The organism is Devosia sp. LjRoot16, from assembly GCF_964252795.1.
In the GTDB taxonomy this organism is placed as follows: domain Bacteria; phylum Pseudomonadota; class Alphaproteobacteria; order Rhizobiales; family Devosiaceae; genus Devosia_A.
In genome coordinates this window covers 362836-377358 of record NZ_CAXUPH020000004.1, presented here as the reverse complement: position 1 = coordinate 377358, position 14523 = coordinate 362836, and the positions used below count along the sequence as shown (strand labels likewise).

Here is a 14523-nt window from a genome sequence, read left to right as displayed (position 1 = left end):
GCGCCATCTGTGGCCGCTATCATGTCAAATGCCGCGCCCCAGCAAAACCCCGTGCCGCTCGACGCCGCCGCCGTACTCGCCTGGTACGATCGGCACGCGCGCAGCCTGCCATGGCGGGTCGGACCGGCCGACCGCGCCCGCGGTATCCTAGCCGATCCCTATCGCGTCTGGCTCAGCGAAATCATGCTGCAGCAGACCACGGTTGCAGCGGTCGGGCGCTACTACGCGCGCTTCCTCCACCTCTGGCCGACCGTCGCCGATCTCGCCGCATCGCCGCTCGAAGCCGTGCTCGTCGAGTGGGCGGGGCTCGGCTATTACGCCCGGGCCCGCAACCTCCATGCCTGCGCCAAGGCCGTGGTCGAGCGCTTCGGTGGCCGGTTCCCGACCAGCTCGGCGGAACTGCTGACCCTGCCCGGCATCGGGCCTTACACCGCCGCAGCCATTGCCGCGATCACCGGCGACGAGCGGGTGGCGGTGGTCGATGGCAATGTCGACCGGGTGGTGGCGCGCTACCTGGCGCTCGACGTGCCGGTGCGCGACGCCAAGGACCTGGTGCGGGGGACGGTGCAGGCGGTGGTGCCTGAGCGGGCGGGGGATTTCGCGCAGGCGCTGATGGATCTTGGCGCCACCATCTGCGCGCCGCGCAACGCCAGTTGCATGCTCTGCCCGATCCAGCCGGGCTGCCGCGGCGCCAAGCTTGATCCGCTGCTCTATCCGGTGAAGCCTGAGAAGGCGGACCGTCCCACCCGCTACGGCCATGCCTTCGTCATGCGCGATGCCGATGGCGATGTGTACCTGCAGACCCGGGCCGAGAAGGGGCTGCTGGCGCAGATGACCGAGACACCGGTCTCGGACTGGACGCCGGACAAGCGCGCCGTGGTGCATCCAGTGGCTTCCGACTGGCGCTATGATGGACAGGTTGTCCACGTCTTCACCCATTTCCGGCTCGAGCTCGACGTATGGTCGGCTGTGGTGGCCGATCCGGCCGAGCTCAAGGCGGGCTGGTGGGCCGATCCGCGCGAACTCGATGCCGAAGCCCTGCCGAGCGTCTTCCGCAAGGTGCTGGCCGCTGCTGGAGTGGAGTAAGGGGAGCCTCGGCAGTCCAACCCACTCGATGTCATCCCTGCGAAAGCAGGGACCCAACTCTCAGCTGGCGCAGGCGGTGGGATGGGTCCCTGCTTTCGCAGGGATGACACCCTGTGGGTTGGTGAGTTTGGCTCACAAGATCATCCCCACAAACGAAAGCCGCCGGCTCTTTCGAGCCGGCGGCGAGCGCAGCCTGAGTTGAATTGGAGGTCAGATTCAGGCCGAAAGTCGTTCCATCTGGGCGCGCACCTGGCTGCGCAGATCGTCGATAGGGGCAAGCCGGCTGCCCTGCCGCGCATGCCAGAAGGTCCAGCCGTTGCAGGCCTCTGCCCCCTGCACCAGCGCGCCGACCCGGTGGATCGAACCCATATGGCCGCCCGAGACCAGCGAGCCATCGGCGCGCACCAGTGCGCTCCAGCGCTGGCGATCATCGTAGAGCTCGGTGCCCGGGGCGATCAGCCCCATTTCGACCAGCGAACCGAAGGCCACGCGCGGTGCGGCGCGCTTCGATACTGCCGTCTCGATGGTGGCGGCGTTGAGCGGGCGGATCGAGGCGATGCGCTTCAGCGCGCCGGCGATATAGGTGTCCTCGCGTTCGATGCCGATGAAGTGGCGGCCGAGTTTCTTGGCCACCGCGCCGGTGGTGCCGGTGCCGAAGAACGGATCGAGCACCACGTCGCCGGGTTTGGTCGTCGCGCTGATCACCCGGTAGAGCAGGGCTTCCGGCTTCTGCGTCGGGTGCAGCTTTTCGTCGTCGTCGTCCTTCAGGCGCTCGGCCCCGGTGCAGATCGGGAACAGCCAGTCCGAGCGCATCTGCACGTCGTCATTGGCCTGCTTCATCTGCTCGTAGTTGAAGGTGACGCGACTGTCGCGATCCTTGGCGGCCCAGATCAGCGTCTCGTGCGCGTTGGTGAACCGGGTGCCGCGGAAGTTGGGCATCGGGTTGGCCTTGCGCCAGATCACGTCGTTGAGGAGCCAGTAGTCGAGATCCTGCAACGCCGCACCGACGCGGAAGATGTTGTGGTACGAGCCGATCACCCAGATGGCGCCATCCGGTTTCAGGATGCGCCGCGCGGCCTTCAGCCAGGCGCGTGTGAAGATGTCGTAATGGGCGAAGCTGTCGAACTTGTCCCAATCGTCGTCGACGCCGGCAACGCGCGACTGGTCCGGCCGGGTCAGGCCCTGGTCCAGCTGCAGGTTGTAAGGCGGGTCTGCGAATACGAGGTCAACCGAGCCGGCCGGCAAGGCATTCATGTGCTTGATGCAATCGCCCACAAGGATGGTGTCGATGGGGAGCAGGCTCCCCTCCGCATTGGCGGAAGCCGCCATACGCGCGGTACGCAACATAACTCGAACCCTGACGCAGTACTAACGGGATCGGTTGTAAGGCGTTAGGGTTAAAGGGGATTTAAGCTTCGCGGTTAGCGAGAGGTTAAGGCGCGGATACGTGTCGTCCGCCTCAGGCGGCGATCGTCTTCATCCGCTGCGCCTGGATGCAGGGGGCGAAATCCATGCGGTGGTGGCGGCCCGGACCGTGCGCGGTGAGGGCTTCGAGGTGCTGCGGCGCCGCATAGCCCTTGTGGCTCGAGAAGCCGAATTGCGGTTCTTCGAAGTCCATGATCAGGCACATCCGGTCGCGGGTCACCTTGGCGACGATCGACGCCGCGGCGATCGATACCGAGCGCCCGTCGCCGCCGACGATCGCCTCGCCGGGGCAGGGCAGGTCCTTGGGCAGCTTGTTGCCGTCGACCAGGATGTGGTCGGCCTTCACCTGCAGTCCCAGCACCGCCTTGCGCATCGCCCAGAGCGAGGCCTGCAGGATGTTGAGCTGTGCGATGATCGTCGGCGGCGCCACCACGATCGAAACGATGGCCGACGCCATGATCTTCTCGTACAGCGCTTCGCGCTGCGCGGCGGTCAACACCTTGGAGTCGTTGAGACCTTCCGGCACCTTGCGATGGTTGAGGATCACCGCCGAAACCACCACCGGTCCGGCCAGCGGGCCGCGCCCGACCTCATCGACGCCACAGACGAATTTCGCCCCGCGCTTGATGGCGGCACGCTCGAACTTGAGCGTCGGCTTGCTGATGATGACGGGCGAATCGGAGGGCATGTCCTCAAGCATCGCCATGCACGCCTGCGGGGCAAGTGGCATCTGTGTTACCAGCTTCTCGTTCCTCTCGCTCGGCGTCGTACGCCTCGAGATTGGCGAAACCGCGGTGGACGTCGGGCGCATCCTTGCGCGTGCTTCACGTCCCCCTCTCTGGCGAAAACTAAGGACTTAGCTGCGCTAAGCCCAAGTTTTCGCTTTCTCCCCCGCCAAGGGGGAGATGGTCGGTGGCCTCCATCCGCATTGGAGCAGCAGTCGGGACTCTCCCCCTTGGCGGGGGAGAAAGCAAAATCTTAGGTTTAGCCGTTTGGCTAAGCCTTAGATTTTGCCAGAGAGGGGGTCCTGGGAGCCACGGATCCCGCTCAGAACAACGTCATCTGTCCGTCGTCCACCGTCGGCGGCGTGAACAGATCGGTGCGCAGCGGCGCGATCGGCCGGTCGAGCTTGTAGCGTGCCTTGGCGAGGTCGACGCGCTGGCGCAGCAGGGTCGCGTATGGACCCTCGCCGACGAAACGCGTGCCGAAATTCGGGTCGTTGTCCTTGCCGCCACGCGTGTCGCGCACGAGGCTCATCACGTGGCTCACCCGGTCGGGGAAATGCCGCAGCAGCCACTCGCGAAAAATGTCGCGCACTTCCCCCGGCAGCCGCAGCAGGATGGCATTGGCGCCCACCGCGCCCTGCGCCGCCGCGGCGTCGAGGATCCGTTCGAGCTCCATGTCGTTGATCGCCGGGATCATCGGCGCCGCCATCACCGTGGTCGGAATGCCCGCTTCCGACAGCAGCCGCACTGCCTCAAGGCGCTTTTCCGGCGTCGAGGCCCGCGGCTCCATCTTGCGCGACAGGATGTGGTCCATGCTGGTGATCGACAGCGCCACGCGCACCAGGTTCTGCTCGGCGAGCGGCTTCAGGATATCGAGGTCGCGCACCACCAGCGCCGATTTCGTGGTGATGGTCACCGGGTGTTTGGTCTCGAGCAGCAATTCGAGGATGCCGCGGGTCAGCTTATGCTGCCGCTCCGCCGGCTGGTACGGGTCGGTATTGGTGCCCATGGCGATGGGCTTGGGCTTATAGCGCTTGTCGGCCAGCTCGCGCCGCAGCAGCTCGACGGCGTTGGCCTTCACATAGATGTCGCGCTCGAACTCCAGCCCCGCCGAGTGCCCGAGATAGGCGTGGGTCGGGCGGGCGAAGCAATAAGAGCACCCATGCTCGCAGCCGCGATAGGCGTTGATCGAGCGATCAAAGCCGATATCCGGGCTTTCGTTGCGGGTGATGATCGATTTGGCGCGCTCGACATGCTCGATGGTTTCGAACGGCTTCAAATCCTCGACCTGTCCCCAACCGTCGTCGAACTCTTCGCGGCTCTGCCTATCGAAGCGACTGCCCTTGTTGGTCTGCGCGCCACGGCCACGATTGAGCGCCGGGTCGACGTAACGCCGCGCGATCAGGTCCGCATCGCGGGTGCCGTTCAACCGCTCCAGTTGCTCGAAGTTAGGGGCGCTGACCCGCATGTCCGTTCTCCAAACCCTTAAGCGACTCGCCACGGGTAACGTTCCATTAGGAATAGCATCCCAATGAGAACAGAACAAGAACAAACCGGTGGAGAGAGAGCGCCGCGGCATTGACCCGATGGCGCCGGCTGCTAGCTTAGATGGGTCAGAAAAGGAGAGGCAGGTGCGGTTAGCCCTGTCCCGCTTCGGCGGTCCTGGCCTTCGCTTCGGCGACCGAGTCCCATGGCCTTGAACGCTGCTCCATCGGGGAGCGGCGCAGTGAAAGGTCTTGGCCAAATGAAGCCTGCAGTTTCCGTCATTACCCTCGGCACCACCGACCTCGCCCGCTCGCGGCGCTTTTACAGCGAAGGGTTCGGGTGGACGCCAGCCTATGAGAGCGATGTGATCGTCTTCTACCAGCTCAACGGCATGGTGCTCGGTACCTTCCTGACCGCTGAGCTGGAGGCGGACATGAACCGCACCGGGCTGCGGACGCCGGGTGCCTTCGCCTTAGCCCACAACGTCGCCACTGCGGGCGAAGTGGCGCCGCTGATCGCGCAATTGGCGGCGGCCGGTGGCAGGGTCATCCGTCCGGCCGACGCCCCGCCGCATGGCGGGCTACGCGGCTATGTCACCGACCCCGACGACCATGCCTGGGAAGTCGCATGGAATCCGGGTTTTTCCATGGATGACGCGGGCAACGTGACGTTCGGGTTGTAACCCCGCCACCCCCGGGAGAAATCTGCAGAGGGCCGCGCCGTATCGCGGCCCTTGAGCGGGTGCGGCTCAGCCCCCGAACAGGCCCCAGCGGCCCCAGGCGATGAACACCGCGAGCGCCAGCAGAACCAGGTTCATCGGCAGCGATTTGGCGGTCTCGCCGCGCCGGGCGTGAAAGCCGATCGCCAGGATCTGCACCAGCACCAGCGCGACGGCAGCAAGCGTCGTGAGCCAGGGCAGGATGCCGGTCAGCATCGGCAGGATCAGGCCGATGGCGCCGAGCACCTCGGCCCAGCCGACGAAGCGCGTGAGCCGCGGGTACTCGGCGGGCCAAGCCATCATCTTGGTGAGGTCGGCGATTGGGCGGATCGCCTTCATGCCTCCCGCCATCAGGTAGAGCAGTGCGAGAACAACCTGAGCAGTCCACAGCCAGAAATTGAGGGAAGTGAGGAAATCCATGCGCCGAGCCCAACCTTCGTGGATGGCCCCATGCCATCGCAAGACCCGGAACGTAGTGAGCGACGATTTATCCCACAATCACAGTTCAGCTGGAAACATCGTGCAGGAATCTGCATAATGCGCCGATGGTACTCGAAGGAATCGATGTCTTCGTCCGCGTGGTGCAGGCCGGCAGCTTTGCTGCAGCGGCCCGGCTCCTCGGCATGCCCACGACCACGGTTTCGGCGCGCATCGCCCGGCTCGAGGAGCGCTTGGGTGTCACGCTGATCCAGCGCTCGACCCGGCGTATGCATGTGACCGAGGCGGGCGCAGCCTATTTTGGCCACTGCATCGAAGCGCTCAACGCGCTGGAGGCGGGAGAGAGCCAACTGGCGGCGGCCGGCACCGAGCCCACCGGGCTGCTGCGGATCACCGCGTCCGCCGACGTCGCCAACACAGTGCTCCCTTCCCTCTGCGCTGAGTTTCTGGCCGCCTACCCGAAGGCCGATATCGAGCTTATCGTCACCAGTCGTATCGTCGATCTTATCGCCGAAGGTGTTGACCTCGCGCTCCGCGTCGGCCCGATGCAGGACTCGACACTGGTGAGCCGCCGCCTCGCATCGGCGGTCCTCGGCCTGTGGGCCAGCCCCGCCTATCTTGATCGTCGCGGCCGCCCCGCTTCGCCCGACGAGCTCGCCGGCCACGACATCATCCGATTTTCGCGCATCACGCAGGGCTTTCGGCTGATCGCCGGCAACCACAGTTTTGCGCTTCCCGAGGGTCGGCTCAAAGCCGACGACATGCAGACCGTTCGCAGCCTGGTGCTGCGAGGCTTGGGGATCGGGCCGTTGCCCGACTTCACCCGGCTGACGCCGGAGCTATCGCTCGAGCGCGTTCTGCCCGAGTACAGCACCGAGCCCGGCAACGTGTACTTCGTCTACCCGGCGCAACGCTTTGTCACCGCGAACGTCCGCGCCTTCATGGACCTGGCGAAGGACTGCTAACCCTAGCCCGCGACCTTCGAGAAATCCGCCACCTGCCGCATGGTGTCACGCAGCTTGCTGAGGAGGCTCAGCCGGTTGGTCCGGATCGCCGCATCCGGATCGTTGACCAGCACCGCTTCGAAGAACTTGTCGACCGGCTGGCGCAGCGTGCCGAGTGCGGTGATGGCGCCCTGGTAGTCATTGGCGGCGACCTTGGCAGCGACGGCCACATCGACAGAGGCGATGGCCTCGGCCAGCGCCGCTTCCTCACTGAGCGACAGCAGCGCCGGGTCGACCGGCGCGGCAAAACCCTTGCCGTCCTTTTTCTCCTCGGCGGCGAGGATGTTGGCGGCGCGCTTGTAGCCGGCGAGGAGGTTCTTGCCATCCTCGGAACCGAGCAGCTTCGACAGCGCCTCGACCCGCTCGGTGATCTCCAGCATGTCGTTGCTGTCCTTGCCGATCACCGCATCGACCAGGTCGTGGCGGGCGCCGGCATCGCGCAGCGTCACCTTCAGCCGGTCGTGGAAGAAGCTCAGCAGGTCCTGCTCGACCTCGAGCGGGAAGCGCAGGTTGTTGTCGGTGACGATGCGGATGACGCCCAGCGCCGCGCGCCGCAGCGCAAACGGGTCGCGCGAGCCGGTGGGTTTCTCATCGATCGACCAGAAACCCTTCAGCGTATCGAGCTTGTCGGCCAGCGCCACGGCGATGGCGACCGGTTCGCCCGGCACCAGGTCGGTGGGGCCGAGCGGCTTGTAGTGGTCGGCGATCGCATTGGCGATGGCCATCGGCTCGCCCTGCGCCAGCGCATAATAGCGGCCCATGATGCCCTGCAGCTCGGGGAACTCGCCGACCATGCCGGTGGTGAGGTCGGCCTTCGCCAGCATGGCGGCGCGCTTCGCCAGGTCGGGGTTGGCCCCGACCTTGGGCGCGATCTCGCCGCTGAGCTTCACCAGCCGTTCGACGCGCTGGAACTGCGTCCCGAGCTTGGCGTGGAACACGCTCTCCTCGAGCTTGGGCAGGCCATGCTCGAGCGGCAGCGCCAGGTCGGTCTGGTAGAAGAACCGCGCGTCCGACAGGCGGGCGCGGATGACCCGCTCGTTGCCGGCGACGATGGTCTTGCCGCCGTCGGCCGCGACCTGGTTCGAGGTGATGATGAAGAACGGCGCCAGCTTGCCCGAGCTGTCGCGCAGGCAGAAGCACTTCTGGTTGGCGCGGATGGTGGCGATGATCACTTCCTCGGGCACTTCGAGGAAGGCCGGATCGAACGACCCCATCATCACCACCGGCCATTCGACGAGGCCGGCGACTTCTTCGAGCAGGCCTTCGTCATGGATGACGTTGAGCCCCTGCGCGAAGGCGAGGTTGTCCGCGTCGGCCTTGATGATTTCCTTGCGCCGGTCGATGTCGAGAACGACCTTGGCCTTTTCCAGCGCCTGCACGTAATCGTCGAAGCGCTTCACCCGGATCGCGTCGGGCGCGAGAAAGCGGTGGCCGAAGGTGGTCTGGCCGGAAGCAACAGTGTTCGACTTGAACGGGATGACCACCGGCTCGTCATTGTCGGTGCCGAACGTCGCGGTGATAGCGCGCAGCGGCCGCACCCAGGTCAGCCCGCCATTGCCCCACTGCATGGATTTCGGCCAGTCGAAGCCGGTGATCACCTTGGGTAAGAGGGTCGCGAGAATGTCGGTCGCCTCGGCGCCTTTCTTCTCGATATGCGCGACGTAGAACTCGCCCTTCTTGGGGTCGGCCTCGATCTTGGCCTCTTCGATCGAGCCCAGTCCCGCCGCCTTGAGGAAGCCGTCGATCGCCTGCTGCGGCGAGCCGACCCGCGGGCCCTTGCGTTCTTCGCGGGTGTCGGGGGAACGGGCCGGGAGCCCGGTAACTGTCAGCGCCAGCCGGCGTGGCGTGACGAACGCCTTGGCGCCCTCGTAGACGAGGCCGGCATCGACCAGCGCATTGGTCACGGCCTTCTTCAGGTCCTCGGCGGCCTTGCGCTGCATGCGCGCAGGGATTTCTTCCGAGAACAGTTCAACGAGGAGTTCGGGCATCTCTTAACCGGGCGTTTGAAAGCGCGGTTTGCCTAGCAAGGGCAGGGGAGATTGTCCATTGCGGGGTTGGCGACGTGACTGACGTCGCCGGTCTGGTGGCCGATGGCCGGCGCGATAGTCCTTTACTCAGCGATGTCATTCTCGCGTAGGCGGGAACCCAGTGCGGACTATCGGCGCTCGCTAACGCTGAGGCATCCCACTGGGTCCCGGCCTTCGCAGGGATGACGCCGGTGGGTAGGCGATATGAAGCGGCTTAGGGGAGGTTTGGTCCTACCACCCGCCGCCGCCACCACCGCCACCGCCACCCCCGGAGCCGCCGCCTCCTCCTCCGCCGCCGCTGGAAAAGCCCGAGCCCGACGATGAGCTCGGCTGTGCCGCGACCATGGCGGCGCTCATGCCTGATGCTACCGACGACACCGAGTTGGCGAAGCCCCCCGAGCTGTTCGACCAGTTACGACCGGTATAGAAGCCCGGCGCGTAGCTGCTGCCCTCTGCGTCGGCGACGGCGTTGCGGGCGAGTTCGGCTTCGAAGTGCTCGGACCACGGTTTTTCGACACCGAGCGCAATGGCATAGGGCAGGATGCGCTCGAAGCGCTCCACGGTCATCGGCGGCTCGTTGGTCATGTTCAGCCGGTTCTTTTCGGCGGTGTTCATGTACATCTTGAAGCCGTCGAGCTGGTCCATGACCTGACGGCCTTGCACCGTCGGCGCCCGCATCAGCACGGCGAACAGCACATTGACGAAGATGATCGATGCGGCGCCGATCAGCGCCGCATCGGGGCGGAACTCGCCGATCCGGAAGTCACCGAGAAAGCTCGCGCCGGCGCCGATCAGGTTGCCTCCAAAGATCACCGCCCACACTGCGAAGATGATCTTGGACAGGATCGGGCTGCGCCACAGCCCCCTGAGCACACCGCCCAGAATGCCGAGGAACAGCGCGCCGGCCCCGGCGAAGACCAGCGTGATCGGGTCGATCAGGTCGAACACCACCATGCCGAGGAGGATCAATAGCGAAAACCCGACCCCCACCAGGATGTAGCCGGTATTGTTCCTGAAATAGACCAGCCGGTTCTCGGTTTCGATGGCCGAGACGAACTGGCCGCGCGTCTCGTTCAGCTTGGGACCGGTGGTGGTGTTGACCGTCACCTTGCCCTGCGACTTGAAATAGTCGAACAGCAGCCGCTCGGCTGCCCCGAGATCGTCCGGCGGCGCCTTGCCGGTTACCGTGACGCTAAGCGTCTTCCCCGGATTGTCGATCTTCACCAGCCCTTTGACCCCGAGGTCGAAGATCGAGGCGGTGAAGGCGGTCCAGCCGCTCTTCTCCCAGCCCATGCCGTCGACATATTCGGCGAGCCCCGGCGAGAACCCCTTGGGCGGGTGAAACAGCGGGATGATCGTGCCTTTCTTCGGGTCACGGCCAACCGCGCTCCAGGCGAGGAGGTTGTAAAGCAGCACCAGGCCGACCGCGATACCGGGCACCACGATGTCGCGATGGTCGCTCAGCCAGTAGAGCAGCCGGTCTAGTCCCTGCGGCTCGGCGAGAATGCCCTTTTGAAACGACGCCGCCACGCTGACGCCTTCGCCCGAGCCCAGCGGCCGGTTCACCCGGAAGATCGCCGTGTTGTCGGACGTGCGGGTGATGGTGACGGCCTGCTCCATCGAGCCGGGCGCACCGGTATAGCCGACCAGCCGGTCGATCACGGCGCCCTTGGGCAGGGTGATCGAGGCGACGGCCTGGTCGATCGGAAAATTCCAGTAGTTGCCGGTGGCGTTCCAGAACAGCTCGTCGTGGTCGGCAAAGCTGCGACCCATCCGCGTCATGCTGTAGTGGATGGTGTACTTGTGCCGGCCATAGCTCAGCAGCACGTCGGCATCGCCGATGCGGATGCGCTTGAAGCCGGCGCCGATATTGTCGAGCGAATAGGGTTCCGCCCGGCCATCGCGGAGCACAGTCTTCACCGTGAGGTCGGAGCGGAGCCGCGAGTTGTCCGGATTGATCAGGATCAGCGGGATGTCGCGATAGATGCCGCGGCGGATTTCATAGCCCTCGGCATTGACCTCGATGGTCTCGATGACGTCGACCGAGCCATCGGTGTTGAGGGTGACGGCGGATGAGAACGAGGTGATGGCTTCGCGGGCAGCCGCAGGGAGGGCGAAGAGCAGGGTGAGTAGTGCCAGCAGAATTGCTGCAATTGCGGTGGCTAGCTGCCCCCCACCCCTGTCCCCTCCCCGCAAGGGGGAGGGAGACCAGAACACTGGCGTCGCAGTATGCGTCTCCCTCCCCCTTGCGGGGAGGGGACAGGGGTGGGGGTCCACAGCCACCGGGTTCTCCACCTGACGCTCGACGTCAGAACTTCACCGAAGGCACAGCCCGGTCGGCTTCGTTCTCCAGCTCGAAATACTCGGCCTTCTCGAACTTGAAGGCGTTGGCGACGACGTTGGAGGGGAAGCTCTCGACCGCGGTGTTCAGGTTGCGCGCCGAGCCATTGTAGTAGCGGCGCGCCAGCTGGATTTCGTCTTCGACGTTCTGCAGCGCGCTCTGGAACTCGAGGAAGGTGGTGTTGGCCTTGAGGTCCGGGTAGGCCTCGGCAATGGCGAGGAGCTTGCCCAGCGCACCCGACAGCGCGCCTTCCAGCGCACTGCGCTCGGCCGGACCGGCATTGGCCCCGGCGGTGGCGGCGGCGCGGGCCTGGGTAACGGCCTCGAGCGTTTCGCGCTCGTGGCCCATATAGCCCTTCACCGTCTCCATCAGGTTAGGGATCAAGTCGGTGCGGCGCTTCAGCTGCACGTCGATGCCCGACCAGCCTTCTTCCTTGAGCTGACGCTTAGACACCAGATCGTTGTAGACGAAGATCGCGTAGCCGATGGCGACGACGACGATCGCCAGAATGATCAACCCAGTCATGGAGCCCTCCGCATGTGATGCTCAAACGCGCTCTCAGGTTCGAAAAACGCGGCAAACCAAAGACCCTCAAGTGCCGCAAAGTGGCACCGGACCGTGGGCATCGCAATTGAATTGCGCCGGCTGAATGGGAAATGAACGTGTTTTTGGAAGGGCTTCGCGGCGCGGCCTGAATCTCAAGGTGAACTTGAAGCCGGCAAATTCATGAGGTGAACCAGATTCAGGTTACTCGACTTCGTCGTCCTGCTTCTCGGCTTCCAACACCGGATCAGCCTTGTGCTTGTTCTTGCGCTTGTAGGCCTTGGGATCCGCCTCGACCTTGGGCTGGAACTGCCCCTCGCGCAACGACTTGGCGGCGGCGTTGCGCGGCGCGGTCTGCTTGCGCGTCAGGGCGACGGTGATTTTCTGATCCTTGGCCATAGCTGAGATTAGCGCCGCGGGGCCGGCTTGTCAGTGCCGCTTGAAGTACTGCACTTCGCGCTCGTGCTTTTCGGCGGCCTCGCGACTGTCGAAGGTGCCGAGGTTGCGGCGCTTGCCGGTCTTGGGATCGGTCTTTTTGGAATAGAGCCGGTACTCGCCGGACCTGAGTTTGCGGATCATCGGATATCTCCTTTGGCGGGAGAACGTCGATGTTCGACAGCCGTTCCTGAAGCGCGTCAGCGCTCGGCGAGGCGCGGCATCAGTTCGACGAAGTTGCAGGGCTTGTGCCGGTTGTCGAGCTGGGCCCGCAGGATCCCTTCCCAGGCGTCGCGGCAGGCGCCGCGCGAACCGGGGAGGACGAAGACGAAGGTCTCGCCGATCAGCCCGCCGGTGGCGCGCGACTGCAAAGTGGACGTGCCCACCGTGGTCGAGGAATACTGGTGGAACAGCACCGAAAACCCATCCATCCGCTTCTGGAACAGCGGCTCCAGCGCCTCCGGTGTCACGTCGCGGCCCGAAAAGCCGGTGCCGCCGGTGGTGATGATCGCGTCGACGCCATCGTTCACCACCCACTCCATCACCTTGGCGCGGATCTGGTGGATGTCGTCGCGCACTACGGCGCGCTCGAAGCAACTGTGCCCGTCGGCTTCCATCAGCGATTTCAGCAGGGCGCCCGCGGTATCGGTCTCCAGCGTCCGGGTGTCGGACACCGCGAGCACGGCGATCGACAGCGGTATGAACGGCTTGCTCTGGTCGAGCTCCGATTTGAACATGTGGGCTACTCCGGCTTCGGCTTGTCCGACTTGTCGGTATCACCGGGCGCATCGTTTTTCACGTGCCGTTCGACGATCACCGTCGGCTCGATCGGATCGGGCACCAGCAGTTCGGTTTCCTCGGGCTGGGGGGCCGCCGCCGGCGTGGCCGGGCGGGGCGTCGGCTTTTCCTCGCCGCGCGGATCGAGCGTCACGGTGCCGGGCGATACGCCCTTCTCGGCGCTCATGGCGCGGAAACGGACGCGGCCCGAGGCGTCGCGCACCGGGCGGATCTTCATGCGCAGGAACGCCGTAACCGCAAGCGCTCCATGGAAGGTGGCGGTGACGATGAACAGGCCGACCGGCGCGATGGCGTTCATCACCCAGCTGGCGATGATCGGCCCGATGGCGAGCCCGATGCCGAGGATCAGCAGCATGCCGCCGGCGACGCGGCCGAACTCGCCTTCCTTGGCGAAGTCGTTCGCATGCGCCACGGCGATGGCATAAAGCGGGTAGGCGCCGAAGCCGTAGAGCCCGAACAGGATGAACATCAGCACGCCGCTGCTCGGGTTCAGCAGCACGGTGACGAGGCCGATCACTGCCGCAAAACCGCTGAGCCCGACGATCACCAGCCGGCGGTCGATCTTGTCGGAGAGCCGCCCGAACGGCGTCTGCGCCACGGCGCCCACCACTGCGGTGACGGCGAACAGGTAGGCGATGGTCGAGGCATCGAGTTTCTGCTCGAAGCCGTAGACCGGCGCCAGCGTGCCGAAGGTGCCGTTGGCCATGCCGCAGGCAAAGGCCGCGATCACCGCCAGCGGCGAGGTCTTGTAGAGCAGCACCACATCGAGCCGCGCCGACGAGATCGGCCGCGGCTGCGGCGTCGAGGTCAGGGCGCTCGGCAAAAGCGCACAGATGAAGGCAATGGCGCCGACCACGAACGGGATATGGCCGAAAGTGCCGGTCACCGCCATGGCCAGCTGACCGACGGTCGAAGCGGCCATGTTGATGGTGGTATAGACCGAAAAGATCGTGCCGCGGCTGCGATTGTCCGCCACCTCGTTGAGCCAGCTCTCGACGATCATCGCCGCGCCGGCGAAGCAGAAGCCGGAAAAGGCGCGCAGCACGATCCAGCCGATATCCTGAACCCAAAGCAGGTTAAGCAGGATCGTCACGGTGCCGATGGCCGCCATGATCGAGTAGGCACGAATATGCCCCACTCGCTTGACCAGCAGCGGTACGGTGATCGAACCGGCAACGAACCCCACCGACCAGCCGGTACCGATGAGGCCGAGCGCCGTCAGCGAAAACCCTTCTTCGGCGCCGCGCACCGAGAGCAAGAGGCCCTGCAGGCCGCCTCCGAACATCAGGAGTGCCGAGCCGATGAACAGGGCATAAATCTTGAGGGCGGAGGACATGGCGCTTTCTGCGGGTTCAGGGTCCTGAGGCGCTTGCCTATCAAGTCGGACCAAATTCGGGCAGCACAATCAAGCGCCATCAATATTCTTGGTTGGATAGTCTTAAGTAGGGGTCAAGACCGGGACCGGTCCCCCCGCCTAATCGCGACGCGTTCAGCCGCC

14 protein-coding genes are annotated in these 14523 nt (G+C 65.1%); 3 read left to right on the top strand and 11 right to left on the bottom strand.

Annotation, left to right across the window (positions count from 1 at the left end):
• Positions 1 to 21 precede the first annotated feature (21 nt).
• Positions 22 to 1086, top strand: a complete 1065-nt coding sequence (locus ACSQ23_RS19795; RefSeq protein ID WP_436091621.1) for an A/G-specific adenine glycosylase — start codon at positions 22 to 24, stop codon at positions 1084 to 1086.
• 216 nt (positions 1087 to 1302) lie between these two features.
• On the opposite strand, the gene ACSQ23_RS19790 is transcribed toward ACSQ23_RS19795, so the two are convergent.
• From ACSQ23_RS19790 to ACSQ23_RS19780, 3 genes are all read right to left on the bottom strand, one after another.
• The gene (locus tag ACSQ23_RS19790; RefSeq protein ID WP_055885046.1) at positions 1303 to 2433 is read right to left on the bottom strand and encodes a site-specific DNA-methyltransferase; all 1131 of its coding nucleotides are present in this window, start codon (positions 2431 to 2433) and stop codon (positions 1303 to 1305) included.
• A gap of 112 nt (positions 2434 to 2545) precedes the next feature.
• Positions 2546 to 3217 (bottom strand): ribonuclease HII, encoded by a 672-nt coding sequence (locus ACSQ23_RS19785; protein WP_436091620.1) that lies wholly within the window; start codon positions 3215 to 3217, stop codon positions 2546 to 2548.
• Between the two features lie 341 nt (positions 3218 to 3558).
• Positions 3559 to 4704: a PA0069 family radical SAM protein gene (locus ACSQ23_RS19780; protein ID WP_436091619.1), complete on the bottom strand. Its 1146-nt coding sequence runs from the start codon at positions 4702 to 4704 to the stop codon at positions 3559 to 3561.
• Positions 4705 to 4980: 276 nt separating this feature from the next.
• Between ACSQ23_RS19780 and ACSQ23_RS19775 the strand changes: the two genes are divergently transcribed.
• On the top strand, positions 4981 to 5403 hold the full coding sequence (locus ACSQ23_RS19775; RefSeq protein ID WP_436091618.1) for a VOC family protein: 423 nt from the start codon (positions 4981 to 4983) through the stop codon (positions 5401 to 5403).
• 66 nt (positions 5404 to 5469) lie between these two features.
• Here ACSQ23_RS19775 and ACSQ23_RS19770 read toward each other — a convergent pair whose 3' ends face one another.
• The gene (locus tag ACSQ23_RS19770; protein WP_055885055.1) at positions 5470 to 5859 is read right to left on the bottom strand and encodes a DoxX family protein; all 390 of its coding nucleotides are present in this window, start codon (positions 5857 to 5859) and stop codon (positions 5470 to 5472) included.
• Positions 5860 to 5984: 125 nt separating this feature from the next.
• Between ACSQ23_RS19770 and ACSQ23_RS19765 the strand changes: the two genes are divergently transcribed.
• Positions 5985 to 6842: a LysR family transcriptional regulator gene (locus tag ACSQ23_RS19765; RefSeq protein WP_436091617.1), complete on the top strand. Its 858-nt coding sequence runs from the start codon at positions 5985 to 5987 to the stop codon at positions 6840 to 6842.
• 2 nt (positions 6843 to 6844) lie between these two features.
• On the opposite strand, the gene glyS is transcribed toward ACSQ23_RS19765, so the two are convergent.
• From glyS to ACSQ23_RS19730, 7 genes are all read right to left on the bottom strand, one after another.
• The gene (glyS, locus tag ACSQ23_RS19760; protein WP_055885060.1) at positions 6845 to 8869 is read right to left on the bottom strand and encodes a glycine--tRNA ligase subunit beta; all 2025 of its coding nucleotides are present in this window, start codon (positions 8867 to 8869) and stop codon (positions 6845 to 6847) included.
• Positions 8870 to 9139: 270 nt separating this feature from the next.
• Complete coding sequence (locus ACSQ23_RS19755) at positions 9140 to 11104, bottom strand: DUF2207 domain-containing protein (protein ID WP_055885064.1); 1965 nt, start codon at positions 11102 to 11104, stop codon at positions 9140 to 9142.
• Between the two features lie 112 nt (positions 11105 to 11216).
• Positions 11217 to 11765 carry a LemA family protein gene (locus tag ACSQ23_RS19750; RefSeq protein ID WP_436091791.1) on the bottom strand — a complete coding sequence of 183 codons (549 nt, stop codon included), beginning with the start codon at positions 11763 to 11765 and terminating at the stop codon, positions 11217 to 11219.
• 231 nt (positions 11766 to 11996) lie between these two features.
• The gene (locus ACSQ23_RS19745; protein WP_436091616.1) at positions 11997 to 12191 is read right to left on the bottom strand and encodes a DUF7230 family protein; all 195 of its coding nucleotides are present in this window, start codon (positions 12189 to 12191) and stop codon (positions 11997 to 11999) included.
• 30 nt (positions 12192 to 12221) lie between these two features.
• Positions 12222 to 12371 (bottom strand): hypothetical protein, encoded by a 150-nt coding sequence (locus ACSQ23_RS19740; RefSeq protein WP_156384559.1) that lies wholly within the window; start codon positions 12369 to 12371, stop codon positions 12222 to 12224.
• Positions 12372 to 12427: 56 nt separating this feature from the next.
• The gene (moaB, locus tag ACSQ23_RS19735) at positions 12428 to 12964 is read right to left on the bottom strand and encodes a molybdenum cofactor biosynthesis protein B (protein WP_055885075.1); all 537 of its coding nucleotides are present in this window, start codon (positions 12962 to 12964) and stop codon (positions 12428 to 12430) included.
• 5 nt (positions 12965 to 12969) lie between these two features.
• Positions 12970 to 14361 (bottom strand): MFS transporter, encoded by a 1392-nt coding sequence (locus ACSQ23_RS19730; protein WP_055885078.1) that lies wholly within the window; start codon positions 14359 to 14361, stop codon positions 12970 to 12972.
• Positions 14362 to 14523 lie beyond the last annotated feature (162 nt).